The sequence below is a fragment of the Microbulbifer maximicatervae (SeqCode) genome (assembly GCF_052467955.1).
The window spans coordinates 2,210,837-2,236,273 of record NZ_CP174329.1 but is presented as its reverse complement, the minus strand read 5'-3'; the positions used below and the strand labels follow the sequence as shown (position 1 = coordinate 2,236,273).

Genomic DNA, 25,437 nt, shown 5'->3' with positions numbered 1-25,437 from the left:
TACCGGCGAAAATCGGTATTCGCAGAAACAACGACCGCCCCATAATTCACCAAGAGCCTTGTATTGCGGTATTGCTATACTACTTTTTGTGAATACAAGAAAACCCTATTGGTAAAGCGCACATAGGTTAACGCCTCAAATAGAAACAAATAGACCGCGCTATGAAATACATCCAAATACCCGTAAGCGATGCACCTTTGTATCTTCTACTCGAAGCAGATCCCTCTAAGAAGAAAATAGACAGCTATTTACCTGAATCCTGGTGTTTCGCCGCAATTGATGCCGGCGCTGTGGAAGGTATATGCGTAGTAAAAGAAATTGATACCGCAATCGCTGAGATTTTCAATATCTCAGTTTCTCCTGAGATGCGGCAGCAAGGGATTGGATCAAAACTGTTAAAGTTCTCTCTTTCAGAGCTCACCACCAAAGGGATTCACCGAATAGAGCTGGGCACTGGCACATTTGGTTACCAGTTAACCTTTTATCAACGCCATGGTTTCAGGGTTGACTCTGTTATTAAAGATTATTTTTTACACAACTATGATCAACCCATTGTTGAAGATGGGGTCCAACACAAAGATATGTTGCGACTTTCACTAGATCTTACAATTAGACGACAATAAAACTGTCTGCGGCATAGTGCCTACCCAAAATGGCAGGCTTGTACCTATTAATCATCGCTCAATCATCACCCAACGCGCCGGGATCAAAGTCGTCGTAAAGCCATTTAGCTATAAGTGAAAATTTCCTTTCACCTAATCTAACTTTACCTGCCAAACATCAACATTAAACCACCCATCTTGAATACTGTATTTATAAACAGTAAACTTAAAGCGACCTAGAGAGCACCAAGGGAATACTATGCCAGTAAAATATGAATGGCGAAAAAAAGAAAAAACTCTCTATCTTCCTAAAACTCTACCTGAATTAATCGACATCCCTAAACTCAATTACATTACTATTCATGGAGAGGGCAGCCCTGCCGAGGAGGCATTCACAAACTGTATCGGCACTCTATATTCCCTGGCTTATGCTATCAAGATGCTTCCCAAAAAAACGGATGAGAAGCCGAGGGGATACTTTGATTTTACAGTCTATCCATTAGAGGGAGTTTGGGACATCAATGAAAAGGCCAAAGAGAGTTACTCTGGGGAGATCAAAAAAGAAGATTTAATCTATAAGCTGATGATACGTCAGCCTGATTTCGTCGAGCTACCCTTTTTCAAGGAAATACTTAACTACGTTAAGAACAAAAAACCAAATCCACTACTGAATCAAGTTAACTTTGAGACTATTTTAGAGGGGAAGTGTGTACAAATGCTCCACTTAGGGAGATATGAGGATGAGCCTATCAGCTTTGAGAAAATGGAAGCCTTTACTAAAGATCAGGGCTTAAATCGCCTATCCAAGGTGCACAAGGAAATTTATCTTTCAGACACAAGAAAAGTAGCACCGGAAAAATTGAAAACCGTATTGAGATTTCGGGTTAGCTAAACAATGGCTTATTTTCGCCTCCACAGCCAACTTTTGCCATCAGATTCCGCCAGTATCCCAAACCTTATTTTAGTACCAGCTATTCACTAACTCTTATCAAGAAGCCCTCTAATTCTGAAAGCCATTTGTTAAGTTATGCTCCGGGAATATATTCAAGGTGTTTATGTTTCCAGCTAAGTTAATTAGCACCTGCGGCTAAATAAATAAAAGAACTTCACAGAGGGTGAGATCAGAAACCAGCTGAAATACCCACAGACCAAGTTAAACCAATAAAAAAAGCCGCATCGAAGGATGCGGCTTTTTTGTCACGGGGACTATTGCTAATTAGTCCTTAACAGCTACCGTGCTCGCTTTCTTTTCAGGGATCGGGAAGCCACGATCACGCATTAATGCTTCGATATTGGCATCGCGACCACGGAAAGAGCGGTAAGCGTCTGCCGGGTCCAACGCATTGCGAGGAGCGAACAAGTATTTCACCAGTCTCGCAGCTACTTCCTTATCGTAGAAGCCGCCTTTGGACTCGGCGAAAGCCTCAGAGGCATCGGAGGTCAGTACGTCGGCCCACATGTAGCCGTAGTAGCTGGCCGCATAGCCTTCACCGGAGAAGATATGACCAAAATGAGGAGAGCGGTGACGCATCACCAGTTCATCCGGCATACCCAGCTTCTTCAAAGTTTCACGCTCAAACTTGTCTGGATCGATACCTTCAGGGTCAGCAGTGTGGAACTTCATATCCACCAGTGCAGATGCCAGGTACTCAGTAGTGCTAAAGCCTGAGTTGAACTTGGCTGCTTTCTTGATCTTTTTCACCAGATCCGCAGGGATCGGCTCACCAGTTTTGTAGTGCACCAGATAGTTATCGATTACCGCATCGGTAGACAACCAGCGCTCCAGCAGCTGAGACTGAAACTCAGTGTAGTCACGCACACCGCCATTTAAGGTCGGATAAGTAACGTTGGACGCAAGGAAGTGCAGCGCATGGCCAAACTCGTGGAAGAAAGTCTCTGCATCATCCCAGCTTACCAGTACAGGCTCACCGGGAGCGCCCTTGATAAAGTTGGAGTTGTTGGAAGAGAGAACGTTCTTCTTACCATCGAAAGTGGAGTGGTCGCGGTACATGGTTGCCCAGGCTCCAGAACGCTTACCCGCGCGAGCAAATGGGTCCAGGTACCAGAGGCCGATATGGTCGCCGCTCGTCTTATCGGTAACTTCCCAGACCTTAACATCTTCATGGAATACCGGTACTGAGCCTTCCTTCACTGGAGTGAACTCAAAATTGAACAGCTCTCCAGCCACATAGAACATGGCTTCACGCAGGTTATCCAGCTGCAAGTACTGTTTAACTTCATCGGAGTTCAGGTCGTACTTGGCCTTGCGAACTTTTTCTGCGTAGTAGCGGTAGTCCCAGGGCTCAATAGTGATATTGGCTTTTTCAGCATCAGCCACAGCCTGCATATCAGCCACTTCTTCCTTCACGCGACCAACTGCAGCCGGCCATACCGCTTCCATCAACTCCATGGCACGCTCAGGTGATTTGGCCATACGATCGCGCAAGCGCCACTGAGCGTAGTTGTCAAAGCCTTGTAGGCCGACACGCTCATCGCGCAGCTTCAGGATTTCAGCGATAATGGCGTTGTTATCGCGCTCATCACCATTATCACCACGACTGTAGTAATTGGTCCAAATCTGCTTACGCAACTCGCGATTGTCAGAGTAAGTCAGGAAGGGATCCATGGAGGAACGGGTATTGGTAATCGCGTACTTACCTTTTTCGCCCTTCTCTTCCGCCATTGCTGCCGCTGCGGCGACAAAGGAATCCGGTAGGCCGCCCAACTGATCTTTTGTCAGGAAGATATCGTAACCTTCCTCATCAGCCAGTACATTGTTGGAGAACTTTGTATAGAGCTCCGCCAAGCGCTTATTGATTTCTGCATAGCGCTCTTTCTTTTCCCCTTCCAGGGTGGCGCCATTGGTTGCGAACTGGGTATATACCAACTCGACTACGCGCTTCTGCTCAGCGTCCAGATCCATCGACTCACGCTGATCATAGATAGACTTGATGCGCTTAAAGAGGGCCTTGTTCTGGTAAATTTTGGACTCGTAGTCAGCCCACAGAGGTGCCAGTTCACGCTGGACCTTACGGAATTCCGGGGAGGACATATTGCCGGCCCAGATTCCATAATAAGAAGATGCACGACCCAACTCTGCACCACTGCGCTCCATCGGAACAAAAGTATTGGCGAAAGTAGGCTTGGCAGGATCGGCGGCGATGGCGTCCAGCTCCGCCAGATTCATCTCAATACCCTTCTCAATTGCGGGCTTGAGATCTTCAAGATTCATCTTGTCAAACGCAGGAACACCACCAAAAGGACCTGTCCACTCCGCCAATAGCAGGTTGCTGGCGTGCTCCGGACTAACTGTCATGGACTTCTCGGCATTCACGGTATCTTTGACCACCTCAGCCTGTTGTGTCTTTTCACCACAACCGCCCACTACCGCAAGAGCTGCGGCCACGGATAGTGCGATCATTGTTTGACGCATCGGTATCTCCTCTAGGATAGAGCTTTGTAATAGTTTTAAGAGCGGGAGTTTAACCCCAGTTGGCCTATGCCCGCCAATACTACCGCCATTCTCAGCCATAGCTGCGACAGAGTGAAAGAAATGCACGACGATTTCATTTTTAGCTGACCAACCAGTCCAACCTTGCTAGTGGCGCATCCATTAGACCAAAGTGATTTAATTGAGACGCTGCAAGAGAGAGGGGTGACCAGACTTTACCGCAAGGTCATATCTCCCTTACCCACTCACAAGGCCAACAGCCTATTTACCGCTAGATATAAGAAAAAGCGACTCAATGAAAGTCAAATCCATTTCTGTATCCATACCCACTCATATCAGACGTATATCCTCTCACCAAGAACCAAAGGAATCTAAACGCAAAAATCTATAAGTGTGAATTGTTTATGATGGCTCGCAGGTTCAAAGCCTGGTGCTGGTGCTAAAGAACGAGTACGCGCGAACACTTACCCCTTGCAGTCAGCCTGAATAACTCAGGAAAACCCTCTCCCACTTAGAATTAACTGCACTATATGCACCAATAAAACTTCATGAAAAGAATCAACTAAAAATTCTATAATTTGATTTAAAGAAACACCTGACAGTTTATAAAAGAGGGAAGTTTCCACATAACAAATCCATACTCCCCAAAGTTAAGTTATCTCACTCTTATCACTAGTTATTACTACAATGTTGGTCAGTTATCCTCGGGAAACTTGAGCATACTTAGCCAGATGTCGCTAACCGCTAGTTCCAGATAAACTAGCTACCAAATAAAATCTAAAAAAGAAAACAGCAAACACAAACCTGCATGGAGAGTGGATACCGACTACGAGCTTGTAGCAGTATATTCATAGCATGTGTACACCCTACCTTTTGCTCCACTATTGCTTTCAATACGAAAGCAATAACTCTTAATGCAAAATAATTACCGACACACCCCCTAGTTATTATTGGCTATATAACCCCATCTGAAGGTCTCAAAAATCAACCAAACCTGCTAACCGCATACCGTAAGCTATTTCATTACAATATTATTGGTAGAAACAAAGAAAAATAACCTTTCTAAAAATAAAAAGATATCGGCATTAAATATTGCGTCTCTCAAATATTCCAACAACTAAATACCTATACTTTTTCTAGCTATTAAAAGGAGTTAGCTATGTTGTACTCAAATCATCATCCCAAAACTCTACCGGTAATTCTCTTATCACTAGCGGGGTTCCTGTCCTTAGGTGCCAACGCTGTAGAGTGCGGCGACACTATTACAGAGCCAACCACACTAACGGAGGATCTAACCTGCTCAATCAGCGATCCGAATGCTGCCGCTTTAACGATTCAGGGACCTAGTGGAAGCCTATATATGGCAGGATTCTCACTTACCTGTTCCGGACTGGATCAGTCAAACGGTATAGTCCTAACAGGCTCATCCGGTGAACTATCCACTGGCACAATTAATGGCTGCAACGACGCAGTTGTGCTATCAGAAAGTGGGTTTCATACCGTATACGGCATCAATATATTACTTCCACTCGATGATGGCATTGTTGTAAGCAGTAACGGCAATACTGTTATTGGGAACTTCACATTAGGCGATGGAAGTGACTCAGATGATGGCATTGACATTAACGGCAGTTACAATTTTATCTCTCAAAACATCATTGAGCTTTCAGGCGACGAGGGTATGGAAGTAGATGGTATTGCCAATACAATAATAGATAATACTATTACCGGCTCGGATAGTGATGGGGTCGAATTAGACGGAGACTTTTCTATTTTTATATCCAATACCATCCTGGGCAATGACAATACAGGCATTGAAATTGAAGGAAGCTCATGTACTGTATCAAACAATACAGTAACCGGTAACGGATCTTCAGGGATCACATTACAAAGTTCAGCATCCAACAATAACATCACTCAAAACAACAGCAATGACAATGGAGCTTATGGTATTTTTGTAACCAGCATGAACGCCACCGGTAATAGCATAGTTTTTAATACCGCAACAGGAAATGGGCTATTCGATCTTATCGACTTATTCGAAGATAGTGACTGTAGCGTTAACAGCAATCTGTGGTCAGGCAACACCTTTTCGACTTCCGACCCAAGCTGCCTTGAATAACTAAATAATGATGAACCTCGGGGTTGTTATTTCTATTACCCATCCTGTTATTTAGAGTAACAACCCCAACTGGGAGACAAATTTTTAAAGGGAGACTGCAACACCACAATCAATTGTGCGACCATCCAAATTAAGAAACACCAATGACAACCGCATCCATCTCGACCTCCACCAGCCAGTCGGGATCAATAAATCCTTTCACTTCCACAAATGTGCAGGCAGGCCGAATATCCGAGAAAAACTCTCCATGTGCTCTCGCAGCTTCTTCCCAGCACCTAATATCAACCAACATTATACGCGTTCTTATCACGTCAGACAGGTTTCCACCTGCCTCCTTCAGCGCAGTAACGGCAATATCCAGACAAAGCTTTGTCTGACCACGAACATCACCAATATAGGCCGATTTTCCATCCAATATAGGCGCCGTGCCAGAAACGGCAATTTGATTTCCTATTCTGCAGGCCCTGGAAAAACCAATGGGCTCTTCGAGATATGAGCCAGAACTCACCAACTTTCTCATTTCAATCTACCCTGAAACCTTACGTGTAAATATGGCAATTTTATTCCCGTCCAAATCCCTAAAATATGCACCGTAAAAAGAGCCTGAATTTCTATAACCCGGATTACCTTCTGACACTCCCCCAAGCTTAAGGGCTAGGGAGTAAATTTTATCAACGTTTTTCATACTTCCAACATCCAGGGCCAGCATAGTGCCATTACCAAAGCTTGTGGCCTGCCTATCGTACGGCACAGTAATTGCCAGCTTTGTCAGAGAGCCCTTAAACTGCCAAAATATTACTGAGTCAGAACGATAGACCTCCTCAGCAGATAAAATCTCGAAAACCTGCGAATAAAACTGGCTTGCCCGATATAGATCGTTAGTACCAAAAGTGATGTGAGAGATCATGCTTTATTTTTCCTCAGTAAAAATCTGAGCCGCTGTCTCGAAGACCAAACGAAAGCAAACATCTAAATAGTATTTACATTTAATCAAGCCAGGAAGCTAGAAGACTTTCTGCACCGGAGATGATGCAACTTTTATAGCAGCGCAGTTCAACCCTTATTTTTTCCCAGCTCCAAGTGGGCATTCCTCATATTGGCATAACTGGTGGTCTGGGCCGAACTCAAAACGCTCCTTGATGCTCAATAAATAGTCCAATAAAGCCGAGACTCGCTTTGGCTTGTTGACTCCAGTCCGATAGACCAAGTAGATAGGCATGTAGATCGCATGCCAGTCTGGAAAGATACGAATCAACTCCTGTCTCTCCAACTCACAGATCATGCTATTGACAGGAATTTGAGCGATACCCACTCCTCCTGCGGCAGCTCTTTTAGCCATTTCCGGGTTATCGCAATGAAAATTACTGCGCACCTCGACTGATTCTGTTGAACTTTCGGAAACCAAACTCCAAATGGCAGACTCCTGGGCCACGCCAGCAGTAATACAATTGTGCTGACGAAGGTCTTTTGGTGATTCAGGTATCCCGTGCTCCCTTAAATAGTGTGGGCTTGCAACCAATACCTGGGTCGTATACCCAACCTCTTTTGCTACCAAGCGGTCATCTGCAATTTGCCCAACACGAATTGCCAGGTCTATCCCCTGAATAAAAAGGTCATCAAAAGCGTTGGAGAGCTCCAGGGATACCTGGGCTTTAGGCCACTGCTGCAAAAATGGGGGAAGGATATACTGGGCCAAATAACTTCCCATGGCTGGAGGTGCTGAAATACGCAAAAGGCCCTGAACCTGCTGCTCTATTTCCCGTACATCTTCACGTAAAGACTTGAACTCCTCTACCAATAGAGAAGCGCGACGCAGAGTAACTTTACCTGCATCAGTAATCTCAATTTTCCTGGTAGATCGCTCCAACAGTTTGGCCTGTAACTGCTCTTCCAACTTCGATATGGCCTTACTCACCGTAGATTTGGGTAATCCCAGCTCTTCGGCGCAGTGAGTCAGACTCATCAGTCTACAAGTGGTTACAAAGATAGATAAAGTTCGGAAGTCTATAGTTTCCAAATCGCGAACAATCAATTTCCAAACGCCTTATTGTTTCAAATTACCCAAGAGAATAGTCTGTGCGCCATCGAGAGACAACTGTATTCAGCGACAACATTTAAGGTGAACAAGATGACTGCGACACAAGACTTGTTTTCAAGTATTCAATTAGGTGATGTAAAACTGACTAACCGTGCCGTGATGGCCCCTCTGACCCGCTCAAGAGCTGAAAACCATGTACCTACCCCTTTAATGGCTGAGTACTATGCACAGAGGGCAGGCGCCGGCCTGATTATTGCCGAGGCAACCATGGTAGCCGAGGGAACCTCGGCCTTTATCTCTGAACCAGGCATTTACTCCCAGGAGCAGATTGAAGGCTGGAGGCGAGTCACTGATGCCGTGCACGAGAGAGGCGGCAAAATATTTCTGCAACTTTGGCATGGTGGACGAGCCAGTCACCCAGACCTCAATAATGGTGCAACACCTGTAGCCGCAAGCCCAGTCGCCATTGATGATACCGTCCACACACCGGATGGAAAAAAGCCTTACACCACCCCTCGTTCTCTTGAAATCGAGGAGATCCCAAGTATTGTTGCAGCTTTTAAGCAGGGAGCAATCAATGCCAGAGATGCCGGCTTCGACGGGGTAGAAGTTCACGGTGCTAACGGCTACCTTTTGGACACTTTCCTGCGGGATGGCTCAAACTTAAGAACAGATGAATACGGTGGGACATTGGAGAATCGTGCACGCCTACTCTTCGAAGTTCTGGAAGCCGTCATCGGGGTTTGGGGCTCGGGCAAGGTCGGATTAAGAACATCCCCCCTAAACGGATTTAATAGCATGAAAGACAGCGATCCCGTGGGACATACCCGCTGGCTCGCCAACAAACTCAATAAATTTAATCTGGCATACTGGCACCTGATGCGAGCGGATTTCCTAGGCGAGCAATTTGGAGATGTATTAACCCCAGCCAGGGAGCAATACAAGGGCAACCTAATAGGCAATATGGGTTATGGGCGAGATGAGGCCAATGAGGCCATTGGTCTGCAACAGGTGGATGCAGTGGCCTTTGGTGTTCCATTCCTGGCCAACCCGGATCTACTTGAGCGGTTTAAAGCAGGGGCCAGCTTGAATGAAGCAGACCCGAGCACTTTCTACCAAGGCGGTGAAAACGGCTATACCAATTATCCCACTATGTCCTGACCTCTTCATATTTGCAGATAGGTCGCCTTAAGCGGGCGACCCACCCTCCTCACTCAGATCGGCCACCGCCACAGGTCGGATCTTTATATTACTTATCAATGAGACCAACACAAAACTGAGCAACATTAACAAGTACCACGAGCTGAGCTTCGCCAGAGATACCATTTGCCATTCGTGGGATTGATTAGGGTAAATCCATATATTTGCAAAAGTAGCAATGTTTTCAGCAAACCAAATAAACAGTGCTACCAGCAACCACCCTAAAAGAAGCGGCATAGAGCGATGCTTTTCAACGACCTTAAAGTAAATATTGGTTCGATAAAACATTAACGCTGTTCCTGCTAGTAATGCCCAGCGGAAATCCCAGATATAGTGATGTGTAAAGAAGTTGACATAGATAAACACAACCAGAACAACTGTCAGCAATTTCGATGGATAGTGAGAATATTCAAATTCAAAAATTCGCCACACTCGAGCAATGTAACTGCCCACTGCGCTATACATGAACCCTGTAAACAGTGGCACATTACCAATCCCAAAGAAGTACTCTTCCGGGTAACTCCATGAGCCAATAGCATCAGATGTCTTAAATATCTCCATGACGGTCGCAACGACATGAAATACGACAATAACTATTGACTCCCTGAATGTTTCCAGTTTTGTAGCTAGAAGAAAGACCTGAAACGCTATAGCAGCCAGAAAGATAAAGTCATACCGGTGAATCGATTCCAGTGGATACCAATAGTTGGTAACAATCATAATTCCCAGCAGGAAACCGCCAAACATGCAGGCGTAAGCCTGCCTCAAGCCAAACAACCAGAACTCACGAATATATCGTTTCAAATCCGCACTTGATAACACTACAAACAACACCTAAGAGGAAAATTTCTGTGGCTTCAAGCCTACCGATTCCAATGCCTTTCTATCTTTAGAAAAAACTATCTGACATTTATATTTTTAAATCCAAACTCTTTACTCCCGGCCTTAAAGCCGAGATTCAAGATTTCAGTATAGTTCTCAGGGACTTCAAAAAACACGATTTCCAGCTCGGCCTCAGAACCGCGGGGAAGCTCCAGATTTACCATTCCCCTCACTTCCTGCCCACCCCTAAATGCCTCATACTCCTTGAAGACAGCGCCATCTTTCATAATCAGGCGCCAGGAGGAAAGCCTTACTTTCTGCCGACTTCTCCGATTAGTCACTGTCATACGGCACTGCACTGTACCGCCCTGTCTTACACAATTATTGTGATGAATCTCGACCCCTTGCAGGTAAACAACACCACCTTCAGAAGTCGTTTTTGGAAGACCTGCAACAAAATCCGGACTGTGATACTCCTTCCCCAGAATAAAAAATGAAAAACAAGAAATCGAATAAGCCAAAACCACAACTACACCAAATAGGTAGCGATTTTTTAAGTAGCTCCAAATACATAGAGATAGCGAAGTGCACACAATCACAATAGCCATAAAGGCTACAAAATACTCAGGGCGCCATATGCCGTATAGGTAAATCATGGGCTCAGGAAATAGATACTGGGTAAGTGCCCATAACACTGCTACTAATGCCGACAATACGCCCAATATTTTTGCAGCCAAAAACTTCCTGCGACTGATTGAGTAATGTCCCTCTACCATATCTGTCATTTTGCTTTATCCCTATACAACCAGCGTCAAGCTAGTTAGCTAGCACTGCTGACAAGTCACTTAAGCTTCAAGTCAGCGCAAAATGGTACATGATACAGATTTAAAGACCGAAATCGATTACACCTTATTTCTCTGCTTTAACGAACATGATAAATCAAGGGCTACTTCTATACTATTCAATTACCTCGTATAGCTGTCTCTTTGGGTATGAGAACAACTTAATTACATCAAATTTTAGTCATGCCGGTTGCATGTGAAGGGAGTTGCAAGGTTAGGAAACTTAATAGAAAGTGCCCGATGGGAGCAAAACCCCTCATCAATAAAAATAAAGCACAGCCCGCAACGATAAGAAGTCCTTCCTTCTGCACTGTGGCAGTCCATATATATGGTAATGCAGCTGCTAACACAACACCCTATACAACCAGAAATGATACTAAGAAAACGCTCAATAGAGCCAAAATAAATGGCAACAATAATCCAATATAGATTTTATTGAAGATAACCCAACCCCAACTTAAAAAGGAGACGCCCCCTCCGGAACAGTACCCTTTTCTATCCGGAATTACTAGCCGTATTAAAATCGAAATTTTGGGCGCGAATTTTATTTGGCCAATGTTGGCCACTCAATCAGACTGACTTAAAAACACCTTCATCAACCTAAACAATCAAACTAATCATCTCTACCGCTTGAATCACTGTTATACCAGCCATCACCTAGATTTCTGCCAAACGAACAAACCTCCCCACCCTAGAATCAACACTCAAGTCAGGGGAGGGCGAGCATTTAAACTTGTACGCGACGGATTACTCGAAAACCACTAGAACAGCTATCATTCCAAACCTGAATATTTACTTCCTTTCCTGTCGAGTAGGCAAATAGCAAAAGAGAAATTACTTGATTTACATCACTTCGGTCAGCATCTACAGCAAATACAGCCTCATTTCCAACACCATTACTACATCCCGCCGGGTTTTCGGAAACACTTTCACCTACTGTAAAATATGCATCTCTATCTGAATAACCGGCATTAACGTGAACCACATCAAGCCCACCGATATAGGTATATTCCTCTGCCGAAACAGATAAAGAGAAGAGGGTAACAATCAAAAATAACATTCTATTTAACATAAAGATTTCCCTTCAAAACTAACATTGTAAAATTATTAAATTTTCACTTAATACCAAATATTAAATAAGTCAACGGGGAGTTTGTTACACAGAGGAGAAAGCACCACCCCCTCCAACTGGGACAACATGACTCCATGTATAAATATCTAAGAACTTAATCTATTTAAATTACCCTCCCTGCGACACTATCCACCCTTAAAAGGTTAATCTAAAACAACCCGCCCCACAAACCCCGACCCTCTGAATTGGAATAATGCTAGGCCCCCTCAAATACCCCCCCAAAACATAAACACTCAAAAATGACTTGCAAGGCAATAAGTATTTTCTATGTATCCACAACTGGAACACTTATTCGGAGGCAACAAAATAAATTCAGCGAGATCAAGAATCCCCCAAGTAAAACAAAAAACCTCTTACTAAGACTTAAGCTTAATATAAGAGGTTTTATACACGGAATTATCTGATTAAAGCGAACTACAAATCAAGCAATTCGTCCAGCTCGTAGCCATTCAGAAACACAAAACGCCAGCTCTAACACCTGATCGGCATTCAGTCGCGGATCACATTGAGTGCGGTAGCAACTGGCTAAATCTGCCTCAGAAATTTTCCAAGCTCCACCGGTGCACTCAGTGACATGCTGCCCGGTCATTTCCAGATGGATACCGCCGGGATGGCTTCCCTCGGCCCAGTGTACCGAGAAAAAGTCGCGAATTTCCCGCAGGATTTTTTCAAAATCGCGAGTTTTATAGCCGTTACCCGCTTTAACGGTATTGCCATGCATGGGATCAGTGCTCCATACCACCGAGCGCCCCTCCGCTTGAATGGCGCGCACCAATGCAGGCAATTTTTCTCCCAAAGTATCAGCGCCCATACGGGTAATCAGTGTAAGGCGACCGGCATCGTTCTCGGGGTTGAGCTTATCAATCAAACGCAGCAACTCATCCGGTTGCATCTTTGGACCAACTTTCACCCCAATCGGGTTGCAAACACCGGAGAGAAACTCCACATGAGCGCCATCCAGTTGCCGAGTGCGTTCGCCGATCCACAACATATGCGCGGAGCAGTCATACCATTTGCCAGTAAGACTATCGGTTCGTGTCAGTGCCTGCTCGTATTCAAGTAATAGCGCCTCATGAGAGGTATAGAGTGAAGTCTCACGAATTGCGGGAGAGTTCTCTGAGGTAACACCACATACCGCCATAAACTCTAAAGCTTCCTGAAGGCGTTCCGCCAGCTGGGCATATTTTTCCCGCTGAGGATTATTCTTCAGGAAGCTGAGATTCCATTTGTGCACCTGATGCAGATCGGCCAATCCCCCCTGGGCGAAAGCTCGCAGTAGGTTCAGGGTGGCAGCCGATTGATTATAAGCAGTTACCATCCGCTGTGGATCAGGTATGCGCGCTTCAGCGGTAAAATCAATACCGTTGATAATATCGCCACGGTAGCTGGGCAGCTCTACTCCGTTCACTGTCTCGGTATTCGCTGAACGGGGTTTGGCATATTGGCCGGCCATTCTCGCAACTTTCACCACCGGCAGGTTACCGGCAAAGGTGAGCACGACAGCCATCTGCAACAATACCTTGAAAGTATCGCGAATGCGGTTTGCATTAAAATCGGCAAAAGATTCAGCACAATCACCGCCCTGCAAAAGGAAGGCTTTCCCCTCGGCAACCTGAGCCAGCTGACGGCGAAGTTCGCGAGCCTCTGCCGCAAAGACCAGGGGCGGATGACCAGAGAGCTGTTTAGCTACCTCGGTAACATCTTCTGCAGAGGTGTATTCGGGCTGTTGATGTGCGGTGAAGTTTCGCCAGCTCTGGGGGGTCCAAATTTGGGTGGGGGATTCGGGCACTGGGACTCCTAGCTCAACTTCCATCTTTCACTCTTACTTCTAAAGGATAAATCTTAAGGGTGAGCATATTGCTCACCCCCAAATGTGCCGAATTTACAGCACGCTGGCAACAGCCTTACAGAAGTATTCCATATTATTGGAACTCAGGCCGGCAATACTGATGCGACTCGAGTCCACCATATAAATGGAATAGTCCTTTTGCAGCTGTTGTACCTGTTCGGGATTGATACCCAGGAATGAGAACATCCCTTTCTGCTGGCGGATAAAGCCAAACTCACCGGCAGCACCCGCTGCGGCGAGCCCTTCTACCAATCCAGCACGCAAACCGTTAATACGCTCGCGCATTTCGGTCAGCTCAGCTTCCCAGTTCGCTTTCAGTCCCGCATCAGTAAGAATAGATTCTACAATGGCAGCACCGTGGGAAGGTGGCATGGAATAGTTGCCACGAATAGCGCTCAGCAACTGGCTATGGCCTTTATCGGCGGCTTCACCATTCGCATAAATCACCATAGCCAGACCGACACGTTCGCGATAGAGGCCAAAATTTTTCGAGCAGGAAGCCGCAACCAGCATTTCTGGAACGGATTCAGCCATTAAGCGCAGGCCGTAGGCATCATCTTCCAGGCTCTCGCCAAAGCCCTGATAGGCCATATCGATAAACGGCGTGAAGCCCTGCTTTTGCGCCATTTCCGCCAACACTTTCCACTGCTCACGGGACAGATCCGCACCACAGGGGTTATGACAGCAGGCATGGAAAAGAACAACATCGCCCTCACCCACATCCTTCAGAGTCTCGACCATTTTGTCGAACTGCAAACTGCTGGTAGCGCGGTCGTAGTAGGGGTAGCTCTTGATTTGCAAACCCGCATTACCCAGAAGCGGCACATGGTTAGCCCAAGTGGGGTCACTCACCCACACAGTTGCCCCAGCTTTGGCGCGATTAATCAATTCCGCCAAAACTCTTAAAGCACCACACCCACCGGGAGTTTGAGCTGAGCGAACGCGACCGCCCACCAACGCGGGGTGCCCGGCACCCAGCACCAGCTCCTGCATGGCGGTGTTGAAACCCGGAGTTCCGGCCGGGCCGATATAGGCCTTGGTTTCCTCACCCTGTAATAAGCGGGTTTCGGCTTCCTTGACGGCTTGCAAGACAGCAGTATGGCCTGCCTCATCTTTGTAGACGCCCACACCGAGATCAATTTTGCTGGGGTTTTCATCCGCGCGGTAGCTGGCCAAAAGGCCCAAAATCGGATCTGGCGGAAGGCTGTTTAAATGCTCAAACATCTGAAAACTCCTCTTAGTTATCTCATTTATTCATCAACGAGGCCGCGCTCAGACCATTCCTTCGCGCGCACCATTAACTTATCAATAATGCTATCCAGTTGTTCCCGCTCCTCAGTGGAGAGGGATGCCATCAAGTCATTCTCGTACTGATGGGCCAGCGGCACTATGCGAGCATAAATATCACGCCCCAGCTCCGACAGGTTCAGCACTTGCCGGCGCCGGTCACCGGGATCTTCACTGCGTGTAATGTAGTCATTCTTTAACAGGGAAGAGACGGCTCGACTGATTGCGACCTTGTCCATCGCCGTCTGCTCAACCAGCTCGGCGGCAGATAAATCGGGAAAACGACCCAGAATTGCCATCACCCGCCAAGCGGGAATGGTGAGGTGGAAGCGCGCACCATAAGCTTGCGCAATAGCATTACTCACTCGGTTGGAAAGTACCGAGAGGCGGTAGGGTAAGAACTTTTCGAGGCGCAGCTCGTCGTTCTCAACAACGGTGGGTCGCGTGTTTTGTTCGATTGTCATAGCTGCCCTCAAACCTGCCTGCTCGGGTGTCCCGGTTGTACCTGATACTCAATTTAACTAACATTGGTTTCAAATGTAACCACTACCGGCACAAATACTTTCTGGAAAAGTTACCGGGCCATACGAAAAAATGGCCGGACAGTATAGGTTTTTTTGCGCCATATTTGCGAACTAATTGGGTCTATGGCGCAAGAAATTTGCGTGTAAGTGGCGCTGAGATGCTCAATTTTTCGCCACACCTTCGAACCATCCGCACAGAAGCGAGGCCACGCCATGAAACAGTGGATCAGCTTTCCGCGAACGGAAGGAAATACAAGCCGCCAAGCCCATGCAGATTTCCCACCCAACAGCTTTGAAAGGGAAATGGGCAAAGAGGGTTTTTTTGGGCCCTGCACCCACTTCTACCATCGTCATCCCCCCACCGGCTGGAGCCAGTTCGAAGGTCCACTGCGTCCCCACGCTTTTGATGCCACGCAAATGAAGCACAATGGAACAAGCCCCTGGGATCAAAAGCCGATCCTGCGAAACCAGGATAGCCAGGTCGCCCTCTGGACCTGCCGGGAGCCTATGGATCATCTGGTGCGCAACGCTGACGGCGACCAACTCCTGTTTATACACAATGGGAGCGGCGACTTGTTCTGTGATTTCGGCCATCTCTCTATTCGCGATGGGGACTATATCCTGCTGCCCCGCGGCACCTTATGGCGCCTGACGCCGACAGAGGATGAGCCACTGGAACTATTGATGGTGGAGGCGATAGGCAGCCATTTTCAGCTCCCCGAAAAAGGGATCCTTGGCCCCAATGCGATTTTTGACCAAGCGATGCTGGATGTGCCTCGTATAGATAAAGCCTTTCTCGATCAACAGGGCGATGATGAGTGGCGGGTTGTGGTTAAGGCCCGGCAACAGCTGTCGACCATTACCTACCCCTTCAACCCACTGGACGCCTGTGGTTGGACTGGGGACAACCTGGCCGTTTGCATCAACTGGCGCGATATACGCCCACTGATGAGCCACCGCTACCACCTACCCCCTTCGGCTCATACCACCTTTGTCGCACAAGGTTTTGTTGTAGCGACTTTTGTACCTCGCCCGATTGAGAGTGACCCGGGCGCACTCAAAGTCCCCTTCTTTCACAACAATGATGACTTTGATGAACTCATCTTCTATCACCGTGGTGACTTCTTTAGCCGCGACAATATTCATCCGGGGATGCTTACCCTCCACCCCATGGGATTTACCCACGGCCCCCACCCCAAGGCATTTGCTACCGGGGCCCGGCATGCGCGCAAGGAAACCGATGAAGTTGCTGTAATGATCGACAGCCGCACCCCCTGGGATATTCTCCCGGATGCCCATGCCGTGGAGCGAACAGATTATGTAAACTCCTGGAAGCCAAAGTGAATACAGCGCATCCAGACAACACCAAGAAGGCTGACATTCAAACAGCCAAACGCCAAAACAAAGAAAAGGAAAGAGAATGGACCTTTACGGATACTTTCGCTCATCCGCCAGCTACCGAGTGCGTATCGGGCTCAACTTGAAAGGCCTGGAATACGAATATCACCCGGTAAACCTGCTCAAGGGAGATCAGCACGGAGACGACTACCGCACGCTGAATCCACACGGGCTACTGCCAACCCTGAATGATGGCGAAACCAGTCTCACCCAATCCCTCGCCATTTTGGAATGGCTGGATGAAACCCATCCAGAACCAGCGCTACTTCCAAAAGCTCCTGAAGCCCGCGCACATATCCGCGCGCTCGCGCAAAGTATTGCCAGCGATATTCAACCTATACAGAACCTCAGGGTTCTGCAGTACCTCCAGGCTGAACTCAAAGTCAGTGATGAGCAAAAAATTCAATGGATTCAGCACTGGATACACCTGGGCTTCTCCGCAATGGAGAAGCAATTAAGACCCGCGCCTTTCGCCGCTGGAGACAATCCAGGGTTGTTCGAGTGTTGCTTACTCCCGCAAGTATACAGTGCAGAACGCTTTGGCCTGGATATGACCCAGTACCCCAAAATCCAGAAAATCACAGACGCTTGCAATGAACTGCCGGCCTTTATTAAAGCCCACCCTTCAGAACAACCAGACTGTATTGTGTAGTACCCTTTTATGGATGCCTGGTCTCATCGGGCATCCTACATACACTCGAAAATTTCACTACTTGCCACATTTCATTGCCTGTGGTTAATATCTCTATCCAAACTTGAAAACAACTCGAATAATAATATTCCCCACTGCTGTAGCTAATCAGCCGAGGTCATCAATATGAACTCCCAAGACCAGATCTCCCTCAAAGAAAAAGAAGTCATTAAGCATGTCAAGAAGCTGAAGAGCTTTTACCAACACCTAATCACCTATTTATTAGTTATCTCGGGACTAGTAATTGCCAACTTAATACTCGCCCCCGGATACTTATGGTCACTCTGGGCGGCATTTGGCTGGGGTATAGGGCTCGCCTCCCATGCAATTAGCACCTTCAATTTATTTAATTTCTTTGGTGAAGATTGGGAGAGAAAGCAGATAGATAAGAGAATGGGGCGTAAATAGCAATAAATCGTGTGCGATGGGGCATCGCCAAATACAAGCATATGCTTTAGATGTTAGAGTACTTTCCCAAAGTACTCTTCTCCTAGCCCCTCACTGTCAACGCAAAAACTCCAAACACTTCCCTACTTACGAACACGAACAATTACCTGTAATCTAAACAAAAATCTATATACTCCAAGCCGTTTGACAAAAAAACAGTTAATTAACAGGCTTAAATTATCGAGCTCTGGTAACAAAGTATTAACACACTTCTTATATAACAAATAATAAATATATTATTAAAATGATAACAGGAACCCCAATGTCCTTCCTCAAAGTCTCTACAGGCGCTCTATGTCTATCACTTTGGATATCTATACCCAGCATCAGTAAAGCTGAGACTTTTCACTGGCCCGATTACCAAGCAGAAGCGGCCACCAGTGAGCATCGTATTGATGAGCTTTATTACTTACAGCCCCATAACAGCTATGAGCGGCTAGAAAACGGTGAAACACTGACTGACTGGCTCGACAAAGGCTTTCGATCACTGGAAATCGATGTCGTAGATCACGGTGCCTGGCAAGGTAGCAGCCATGGGCCCTATGTTGCCCATGGACAAAACGACATCGGTAATCACATGTGCAATAGCAACGGAGACGATGATCATCTGGAACACTGTCTGGACGATATCAAATCCTGGCTCTCCATTAACACTATTGAAGCGCCAATAATGCTGTATATCGATATGAAAACCAATTTAGATTGGTTTAACGCCTGGTATGCAGATGAAATTTATTTGCTTGACCAGTATATCCAACAAGAGCTGGGCGACCTCCAGTACAGCTACCAGGATATGCTTACATATTTACAACAAATTTCTTCCTCAGAAAATTACCGTACCACGCTTAAAAGTACGGGATGGCCTAGCGTTGGCAACTTATTAAATAACGGCAAAAAAGTAATCGTTATTTTTACCGGAGGACAATCAGGCAACGTCAATAATCGAATGGAATCCGCATTAGACTCCTACGAGATGAGCGCATTTTTATGTCCTGATATAGATACCGCAGATCCAGAAGAATTTACCGGCTCCATTGATTCAATAGACAGCAGTAGTTCGCAAAGAATATTTTGCGGCAATGTCCAGGCTGGCGATCATTACCAGATAACAGCCAACGCAGCCGCTGAAACCAAACAGCTAATGCACCTATGGGATAGTTCTGGCGATTTTAGCAATACCGACTACGGCTATATATTTGCAGCAATCGCACATGGTGCCACTGCAATCGGGATAGATCCTGATACAGTCGCAACCACCCCCAATTATACCGGCATGGCAGTTCCTTTTGTCGGAGTAAGGAGAAGTCTTCCCGGCTATTTGAGAATCCGTTCTGCCTCAAATGCTGACTTGTGCATGACCGTCTCCCAGGGCTATAGCAATGGTTCAAACCTAAATATGAACAACTGTGGCTCCAGCAATGAACAACAGTTTGTTTATACTGCTGAAGGCCAACTCCGTCCCAAGGGTAATAATAAATACTGTGTTGACTTCAACACTGGCTCTGCTGATAACGGCGATAAAATGCACCTGTGGGATTGTGACGGCGGCAATTCGGAAAAATGGCAAATCCAGGAAAGTGGAATCATTCAGACTCGCGATAAGAACTGGACCTACTGTATAGACGCACCGGGTAGTTCAACCGAAGAGGGTGAGCGCCTTCAAATTTACAAATGTGATAAGAATGATAAGAGCCAGCAGTTTGTTTTAGAAGCAGTCAATGATTGGGCGCAGAATAGCTTTTAAGGTTTGATTACGATTAAAAAAGGGCGCCTTAGTAGGCGCCCTTTCTCAAAGAGGTCACAATGTTATAGAACCTCAGCAATAATATGTGTTACTGCAGAAGTAAGCTCTGAAAGATTAATTTAACTCCCCTGCTTCACACTGCCTCCAGCCCTCGCTAAAGATACCATCATCGATGGCTACCCAGGTTTCGTAGGTGAAGGTCAACTCCGGGATTTCTTTAATATTAAATGAGAAATGGAAGCCTTCTATTTTTTCATCTGTGCGCATACAGGGAACAGAGGGTACCCATGTCTTGAAGTCCAGAGACTCTCCCTCGCTAATAACCTGTCCCTCTGCAAGACCCTCGAACCATGGTGTAAGGCTAGCCAAACCGCCATTGATATGCTTCACCTGTACATTCTCAATGGTGTAATCGGCATCAACTGCAGTCAGAGACCATTGTAGGTATTCATCTTCGGTAGGGGATGTATCCCACCGTAAATCTGACGGAGTACCGTAGCTTGGAATATTTTCGTACGGCATGGGCAGCCAGAGGCTCTCATCCCAGGAATTGATGTTGCGCAGACGCACACCCTTAGCTTCGCTCATGGGCTCAACTTCTACAACAAAATCGTATTCCGGAGCATCGTCAATCAAATCTGTAGCGTAGTAGCGAAATACGTAGGTGCCCGCTTTGGAAAACACGGTACCAGTGGTATTTTCACAATCTTCACTATCTGGATAGTTGGTAAATTCACCACCTTCCGGCGTGCTGATCAACTCTTCATAAGTGAATACTTCATCGCCATCTGCATCAACTACCACAGGGCGATGCAACAGGGACATACAGGGCAGGATTTGGAAATAATCTTCATCAGTGGACAATCTACCCCAGTTGCGCGCCCAAACTACAGAGCGGATTTCTGGTGCAGTGTTGGAGACTTTGGCGAGACCATCATCTTCAGAGTAGGTCTTGGCATATAGACCACGATCATCACTCACGATCAAACGTGCAGTGTAGGAACCCGGCACATCAGTAATTACCTGAGCTCGGCGAAGCTCACCACTCTCAGGTTCGGTGATTGCCTCAATTACGGCATTACTGCCATCGGGCCTGTCAACCAGTTCCCAGTGGAAGGTCATTTCATCATTATTAGGGTCGCTGCTGGAGGCATCAAATACCAATGCATCACCAACGAGTACAGATTTGGACTGAGCTTCGACACTACGGGTAGAAGGATAACCATTTACCTTGCCAATCTTGGCTTCCATGGTTGCTTCCAGGTCTATCTGATTGGTTCCATCAGATACGGTCATGCTTACGCGATAGGTACCAACCACATCCAGCTCTTGGATTTTCTTACCCAGCGGCTTCCAGGAACCAATATCAACGAGCTCGGCAACACTACCTTCAGGCTTTTCAATCAGCTCCGCTTCAATAATTTGTAGAGCATCACCCTCGGGGTCATAGCCAACAAAATTAAATTCAGCGCGAAGCCCCAGCTCTTGCTCACCAATACTGTAGGACGGGTAGTAACCAGTAGCCTCGATCTCACCAATTGGAGCTTCATTCGCCTCAGCTTCAGGGTCAGCCTCAACTACAATGGTTACTTCGCGCTCTTCACTCTTTCTGGCGCCATCAAAAACAAACAAAATTAAATTGTAAGTATCTGCTGCAATAGGAGTGAATTTAACGGTAGAGGTTGTCTCGCCTTCCAAATCGGGAACCGGAACACCATCAGTTTCCACTGGACTATAAGCCCACTTCCAGCGGTATTGCAGAGAGTTACCTTCCGGGTCATAACTTTCGCTTGCGTCCAGAACAACTTCTTCGCCGAGAGTAATAGTCTGGTCTTCTGTTACTGCAACAGGAGGTGCATCACCGGCGGAAACGGTTACCAGCACTTCCGCAGGCTCACTGTCAACTCCGTTGTAAGTAACAACTAATTCAAGCTTGTAGTCACCTTCGATATCCAGGTGCAGTGTAGCTTGACTAGAGTCACTGTTAGTCAGGTACGCAGCACTGTCGAGAGGCTTTTCAACCAGGGTCCATAAATATTCTAGATTTCCAGTCTCACCCGTTGGCGGAGTACTCAAGCTGCCATCAAGGCCCAGAGTATCTGTTCCGAGAATAATACTGTGCACCGGCTCAGTGATTGCCACTGGATTCGGGCTGGTTGCAGTCAGGGTCATACGAGCTGCTTCACTGGTTTCAGTACCGTCATCTACAATCAGGCTCACCACATAGTCGCCCGGGAGATCAGCAGTAAATTCAGTGTAGGCATCTTCAGTGCTGGTCAGCTCTGCCAAGCTAAGCTCAGGCCATTCAATCAGCTCCCAACGATAAGTCAGGCTTGCATCTCGCGGACTACTGCTATCAGTGCCATTCAATTGAACCGTAACATCGCCATCTGCCAGCGAGAAAGTGGTATCAGCAGGAGACAGCAAGCTGAAACTGGCAGTGGGCTTTTCCACTTTGTTATTTGAACCGCCACCACCACAGGCAACGAGTACGAGAGACAGACACAGTGTGCCCAACAGGGCCATTGCTCTTTTCATCTGTGGGACTCCAAATGTTTAATATTGATAAGTGAGACTGAGTCTTGCAGTACGCCCAGGTGCAGGCACCAAACCGAGGCTCAAGGCATCGACGTAATATTGATCGGTTACGTTGTCGACGGTGAAATCCACCGAAAAACTATCGTTAAATTGGAAGCTGCTATAAACATCTAACAGTTCGTAGCTCTGCCACAGCACCGGCTCAGTAAACCCTGCTTGATCGCCGTAATAAGGGACAGAGTTTCGCTCCCCCATAAAAGTACCGCGCAGCCCGAATTCCAATTTTTCCTGGAACAAACGGAACCCAATATGCGCGCTGGCATGCCAGTTAGGTGGGACCATATTGTTGAAATAACTGTTTTCTATACCCCAGTCCGTGCAGTAGGTACGCACGTAGCTGGCAACATCACAGACTTCAATGTGGCTGTATTTAGTACCACTCAGTTCAACTAACCACCAGTGGGCATCGTATCCAAGGTTCAACTCAAAACCTTGAAGGTCGAGGCTATCGATATTACGTATACGGAATAAATCGGAGATACCGCTACCTTGCTTGTCTTCATAGGCGTTGACCCCGGTGCGAGTCAAATAATCGTCAACATGGTTTTCGAAATAGGAAAGTTTCGCTCGAAGTTGATGATGAGCCGCAAATAGCTGGCCGTTAAGATAATTAATCCCAACCTCATTATTTTTTGCATGCTCAGGCTTAAGGGTAATATCCAGTGCGGGGCTCGATGAGAAACCAGTGGTACCTTCAAACAGGCTCGGCATACGCAAAGCCTGCGCATGGCGGGCATAGAATTGCAAACCCTTGATCGGCTCCCAGGTCAAAACCACGATAGGTGCAGTACCAGAGTGACTATTGCTGTAGTAAACGTCCTCACAGCCCCCTTCACCATCATCTACACAAGAATCAGAATCGATGCTCAACGGAAGGGGATTATTGTCTTTCGAAGAGAAATGGGTATAACGAACCCCAGACTCCAGTGTCCACTCTGGCGACGGTTGCCACTCAATGCCTGTAAACACGCTGTATTCATCACGCCCACCACTGCGGGAACCGGCATAAATACCTTCAGCGGTCTGGGTATCGCTATCCAAGTCTTCCCATTGTAGAGAAACACCATAATCCCAGCGCAATTCACCCATGGGGTAGAAGCGCATACTATTGGTGATATCAAGACCAAAGCGCTGATAGTCGTCGTTTCGCGCAGTATTATCTTCCAGGTCATTAGAGAAAAAATCCGGCGTGTTCAGGTCAGTGACTGCATCGGTGTGCCAAAAATTGACACGCAAGTCGGCCCAGTCAAATTCCACCGGCTGCCAACGGTAGCGGGCAGTGTAGGTTTGATTAAGTACTTCACTGTCGAACCACTGCCGTGGCTGCTTAAGATCTGAAAGAATCTGCGAGGGCATCATCTCACCAAAGATGCTGTTATAACGGATATAGCCCAGCTCAAGACTTTGGTCTTTTGGCAAGTAGAGACTGCTTTTTAGCAACCAGGAATCGCTAGAAAAACTCGTGTTCGGAATTCGCTCCCCGGCTCGGTAAGGGATACTTTCCCCCAGCTCACTTTCCAACTCAACCTTAGTCTCGGTATACCATGCCGTTTCCTGAGGTTCACCAATAACAACTTTCGGCGCGGGGCCATCAGTACCCGCATAGTAATTTCCCTGTTCACGCTGGGCGTGAGCCACCACCAGATCACCCCACTCAAAACGCTGGGCGCCCGCAAAGCTCGCCGCGTAACCCTCAAAATCCAACAGGCTGGACCTATCCATCCCATGGTCCGGCGCAAAGCTGTCCGGCATTGTATAGTCAGCTGTGCAATCACTAGCAAAACGGCAATCGGAGTGATAAACAGCGCGCGGCACATGGTAACCAGCATAAGTGCCCGGCTCTGGCGCTTCGCTATTGTTTCCGATACCACTGACACGAACACGGAAACCCGACAATTCACCGGGTTTTACGACATCTTCCGCTCGCAGGGTACTTACACTGACAACGCCACCGGTAGCGCCGGTGCCCTCAGCGCCCATTACCGGGCCCTTATCAATACGCAGAGACCCGATCAAATCTGGGTCGATATAGCTGCGACTGGAAACCCCAGCATATCCGCGATAAATAGTTGTTTCCTGACGGCTACCATCAATTAAAACAGGCACCCTGCCCTGCCCCTGCATACCGCGAACATTCACATCCAGCCCACCGGAATTGCGGTTTTCACTGATAAGTACGCCGGGGGTACCCTGGAAAATATCGCCAACACTGGTACCACGAAAGCGCTCAATATTTTTCTGGGTGAGGATATTTACAGAGGCGGATTCGCGAAAGGCCTGGTCTTTTTCACCGCCATCACGAGTCTCAACCTGAATGCTGTCCAGCACCATCAGATCCTGCTCTCCAGCAGACTGGATCAGCCAGGCACCACTACCAACGGGAACCGCTTGCAGGTTGGTACCGCGCAACAAGCTCAACAGAGCTTCCTCTGCACGATAGCTTCCAAATAGTGCTGGAACAGAAATAGTTTCCACCAGGTTCTCGTCGAAAGAGAGCGTTACCCCAGCCTGACGCGAGTAGAGGTTAAGCACATCTCCCAGATTGCCCGCAGGCAAGCTGAATTCGATCAACGCTGTATTGCCCTGCTGGGCTTGCGCAAAACTCGATACGGGAACTACGGCCAACAACAGTGCCAACAAGGTGGGCAAAATATGTTTTGGGGCGCGGGACTGCATTTAAGCGGCTTCCT

The 25,437-nt window shown here is 47.1% G+C and carries 20 protein-coding genes; 8 read left to right on the top strand and 12 right to left on the bottom strand.

What is annotated here, in order from left to right; translation table 11 throughout:
* The first annotated feature begins 161 nt into the window (after positions 1 to 161).
* Both ACJJI5_RS09645 and ACJJI5_RS09640 read left to right on the top strand, forming a co-directional pair.
* Positions 162 to 623: a GNAT family N-acetyltransferase gene (locus ACJJI5_RS09645; protein ID WP_445356121.1), complete on the top strand. Its 462-nt coding sequence runs from the start codon at positions 162 to 164 to the stop codon at positions 621 to 623.
* Positions 624 to 861: 238 nt separating this feature from the next.
* Positions 862 to 1,494 (top strand): GyrI-like domain-containing protein, encoded by a 633-nt coding sequence (locus ACJJI5_RS09640; protein WP_445356120.1) that lies wholly within the window; start codon positions 862 to 864, stop codon positions 1,492 to 1,494.
* A 324-nt stretch (positions 1,495 to 1,818) separates the two neighbouring features.
* Here ACJJI5_RS09640 and ACJJI5_RS09635 read toward each other — a convergent pair whose 3' ends face one another.
* Positions 1,819 to 4,035, bottom strand: a complete 2,217-nt coding sequence (locus ACJJI5_RS09635) for a M3 family metallopeptidase (protein WP_444896771.1) — start codon at positions 4,033 to 4,035, stop codon at positions 1,819 to 1,821.
* Between the two features lie 1,177 nt (positions 4,036 to 5,212).
* Here ACJJI5_RS09635 and ACJJI5_RS09630 point away from each other — a divergent pair.
* Positions 5,213 to 6,175, top strand: coding sequence for a right-handed parallel beta-helix repeat-containing protein (locus ACJJI5_RS09630; protein WP_445356119.1), 963 nt, complete (start codon positions 5,213 to 5,215; stop codon positions 6,173 to 6,175).
* A 130-nt stretch (positions 6,176 to 6,305) separates the two neighbouring features.
* On the opposite strand, the gene ACJJI5_RS09625 is transcribed toward ACJJI5_RS09630, so the two are convergent.
* The 3 genes from ACJJI5_RS09625 to ACJJI5_RS09615 form a co-directional block, all read right to left on the bottom strand.
* Positions 6,306 to 6,695, bottom strand: coding sequence for a RidA family protein (locus ACJJI5_RS09625; RefSeq protein ID WP_445356118.1), 390 nt, complete (start codon positions 6,693 to 6,695; stop codon positions 6,306 to 6,308).
* A gap of 6 nt (positions 6,696 to 6,701) precedes the next feature.
* Positions 6,702 to 7,082 carry a VOC family protein gene (locus ACJJI5_RS09620; RefSeq protein WP_445356117.1) on the bottom strand — a complete coding sequence of 127 codons (381 nt, stop codon included), beginning with the start codon at positions 7,080 to 7,082 and terminating at the stop codon, positions 6,702 to 6,704.
* Positions 7,083 to 7,235: 153 nt separating this feature from the next.
* Complete coding sequence (locus ACJJI5_RS09615) at positions 7,236 to 8,192, bottom strand: LysR family transcriptional regulator (RefSeq protein ID WP_445356308.1); 957 nt, start codon at positions 8,190 to 8,192, stop codon at positions 7,236 to 7,238.
* Between the two features lie 111 nt (positions 8,193 to 8,303).
* Between ACJJI5_RS09615 and ACJJI5_RS09610 the strand changes: the two genes are divergently transcribed.
* Complete coding sequence (locus ACJJI5_RS09610) at positions 8,304 to 9,374, top strand: alkene reductase (protein ID WP_445356116.1); 1,071 nt, start codon at positions 8,304 to 8,306, stop codon at positions 9,372 to 9,374.
* A 27-nt stretch (positions 9,375 to 9,401) separates the two neighbouring features.
* Here ACJJI5_RS09610 and ACJJI5_RS09605 read toward each other — a convergent pair whose 3' ends face one another.
* The 6 genes from ACJJI5_RS09605 to ACJJI5_RS09580 all read right to left on the bottom strand — a co-directional run bounded on the left by ACJJI5_RS09605 (position 9,402) and on the right by ACJJI5_RS09580 (position 15,809).
* Positions 9,402 to 10,217, bottom strand: a complete 816-nt coding sequence (locus tag ACJJI5_RS09605; RefSeq protein ID WP_445356115.1) for a DUF817 domain-containing protein — start codon at positions 10,215 to 10,217, stop codon at positions 9,402 to 9,404.
* Between the two features lie 95 nt (positions 10,218 to 10,312).
* Positions 10,313 to 11,020 (bottom strand): hypothetical protein, encoded by a 708-nt coding sequence (locus ACJJI5_RS09600; RefSeq protein ID WP_445356114.1) that lies wholly within the window; start codon positions 11,018 to 11,020, stop codon positions 10,313 to 10,315.
* A 784-nt stretch (positions 11,021 to 11,804) separates the two neighbouring features.
* Entirely contained in the window at positions 11,805 to 12,149 is a 345-nt protein-coding gene (locus ACJJI5_RS09595; RefSeq protein WP_444896763.1) for a hypothetical protein, read from the bottom strand.
* A 481-nt stretch (positions 12,150 to 12,630) separates the two neighbouring features.
* Complete coding sequence (locus ACJJI5_RS09590; protein ID WP_445356113.1) at positions 12,631 to 14,022, bottom strand: class II 3-deoxy-7-phosphoheptulonate synthase; 1,392 nt, start codon at positions 14,020 to 14,022, stop codon at positions 12,631 to 12,633.
* Between the two features lie 69 nt (positions 14,023 to 14,091).
* Entirely contained in the window at positions 14,092 to 15,282 is a 1,191-nt protein-coding gene (locus ACJJI5_RS09585) for an amino acid aminotransferase (protein ID WP_413665239.1), read from the bottom strand.
* A 26-nt stretch (positions 15,283 to 15,308) separates the two neighbouring features.
* Complete coding sequence (locus ACJJI5_RS09580; protein ID WP_282933355.1) at positions 15,309 to 15,809, bottom strand: MarR family winged helix-turn-helix transcriptional regulator; 501 nt, start codon at positions 15,807 to 15,809, stop codon at positions 15,309 to 15,311.
* Positions 15,810 to 16,082: 273 nt separating this feature from the next.
* Between ACJJI5_RS09580 and ACJJI5_RS09575 the strand changes: the two genes are divergently transcribed.
* From ACJJI5_RS09575 to ACJJI5_RS09560, 4 genes are all read left to right on the top strand, one after another.
* Complete coding sequence (locus tag ACJJI5_RS09575) at positions 16,083 to 17,213, top strand: homogentisate 1,2-dioxygenase (RefSeq protein WP_445356112.1); 1,131 nt, start codon at positions 16,083 to 16,085, stop codon at positions 17,211 to 17,213.
* Positions 17,214 to 17,289: 76 nt separating this feature from the next.
* Positions 17,290 to 17,919 (top strand): maleylacetoacetate isomerase, encoded by a 630-nt coding sequence (maiA, locus tag ACJJI5_RS09570; RefSeq protein WP_444896759.1) that lies wholly within the window; start codon positions 17,290 to 17,292, stop codon positions 17,917 to 17,919.
* A gap of 165 nt (positions 17,920 to 18,084) precedes the next feature.
* Complete coding sequence (locus tag ACJJI5_RS09565) at positions 18,085 to 18,366, top strand: 2TM domain-containing protein (RefSeq protein WP_444896758.1); 282 nt, start codon at positions 18,085 to 18,087, stop codon at positions 18,364 to 18,366.
* Between the two features lie 301 nt (positions 18,367 to 18,667).
* Positions 18,668 to 20,149 (top strand): ricin-type beta-trefoil lectin domain protein, encoded by a 1,482-nt coding sequence (locus tag ACJJI5_RS09560; RefSeq protein ID WP_445356111.1) that lies wholly within the window; start codon positions 18,668 to 18,670, stop codon positions 20,147 to 20,149.
* A gap of 114 nt (positions 20,150 to 20,263) precedes the next feature.
* On the opposite strand, the gene ACJJI5_RS09555 is transcribed toward ACJJI5_RS09560, so the two are convergent.
* Together ACJJI5_RS09555 and ACJJI5_RS09550 are read right to left on the bottom strand one after the other, a co-directional pair.
* Positions 20,264 to 22,687: a PKD domain-containing protein gene (locus tag ACJJI5_RS09555; protein ID WP_444896756.1), complete on the bottom strand. Its 2,424-nt coding sequence runs from the start codon at positions 22,685 to 22,687 to the stop codon at positions 20,264 to 20,266.
* An 18-nt stretch (positions 22,688 to 22,705) separates the two neighbouring features.
* Positions 22,706 to 25,423, bottom strand: coding sequence for a TonB-dependent receptor (locus tag ACJJI5_RS09550; protein ID WP_444896755.1), 2,718 nt, complete (start codon positions 25,421 to 25,423; stop codon positions 22,706 to 22,708).
* Between the last annotated feature and the right edge of the window lie 14 nt (positions 25,424 to 25,437).

Bases quoted from the DNA above. Each gene is read 5' to 3' on its own strand.
- ACJJI5_RS09630 (WP_445356119.1), top strand. From the start codon at position 5,213: ATGTTGTACTCAAATCATCATCCCAAAACTCTACCGGTAATTCTCTTA.
- ACJJI5_RS09550 (WP_444896755.1), bottom strand. From the start codon at position 25,423: ATGCAGTCCCGCGCCCCAAAACATATTTTGCCCACCTTGTTGGCACTG.
- ACJJI5_RS09555 (WP_444896756.1), bottom strand. From the start codon at position 22,687: ATGAAAAGAGCAATGGCCCTGTTGGGCACACTGTGTCTGTCTCTCGTA.
- ACJJI5_RS09645 (WP_445356121.1), top strand. From the start codon at position 162: ATGAAATACATCCAAATACCCGTAAGCGATGCACCTTTGTATCTTCTA.
- ACJJI5_RS09575 (WP_445356112.1), top strand. From the start codon at position 16,083: ATGAAACAGTGGATCAGCTTTCCGCGAACGGAAGGAAATACAAGCCGC.
- ACJJI5_RS09610 (WP_445356116.1), top strand. From the start codon at position 8,304: ATGACTGCGACACAAGACTTGTTTTCAAGTATTCAATTAGGTGATGTA.
- ACJJI5_RS09595 (WP_444896763.1), bottom strand. From the start codon at position 12,149: ATGTTAAATAGAATGTTATTTTTGATTGTTACCCTCTTCTCTTTATCT.
- maiA (WP_444896759.1), top strand. From the start codon at position 17,290: ATGGACCTTTACGGATACTTTCGCTCATCCGCCAGCTACCGAGTGCGT.
- ACJJI5_RS09640 (WP_445356120.1), top strand. From the start codon at position 862: ATGCCAGTAAAATATGAATGGCGAAAAAAAGAAAAAACTCTCTATCTT.
- ACJJI5_RS09625 (WP_445356118.1), bottom strand. From the start codon at position 6,695: ATGAGAAAGTTGGTGAGTTCTGGCTCATATCTCGAAGAGCCCATTGGT.
- ACJJI5_RS09590 (WP_445356113.1), bottom strand. From the start codon at position 14,022: ATGGAAGTTGAGCTAGGAGTCCCAGTGCCCGAATCCCCCACCCAAATT.
- ACJJI5_RS09560 (WP_445356111.1), top strand. From the start codon at position 18,668: ATGTCCTTCCTCAAAGTCTCTACAGGCGCTCTATGTCTATCACTTTGG.
- ACJJI5_RS09635 (WP_444896771.1), bottom strand. From the start codon at position 4,035: ATGCGTCAAACAATGATCGCACTATCCGTGGCCGCAGCTCTTGCGGTA.
- ACJJI5_RS09620 (WP_445356117.1), bottom strand. From the start codon at position 7,082: ATGATCTCTCACATCACTTTTGGTACTAACGATCTATATCGGGCAAGC.
- ACJJI5_RS09565 (WP_444896758.1), top strand. From the start codon at position 18,085: ATGAACTCCCAAGACCAGATCTCCCTCAAAGAAAAAGAAGTCATTAAG.
- ACJJI5_RS09585 (WP_413665239.1), bottom strand. From the start codon at position 15,282: ATGTTTGAGCATTTAAACAGCCTTCCGCCAGATCCGATTTTGGGCCTT.
- ACJJI5_RS09600 (WP_445356114.1), bottom strand. From the start codon at position 11,020: ATGACAGATATGGTAGAGGGACATTACTCAATCAGTCGCAGGAAGTTT.
- ACJJI5_RS09580 (WP_282933355.1), bottom strand. From the start codon at position 15,809: ATGACAATCGAACAAAACACGCGACCCACCGTTGTTGAGAACGACGAG.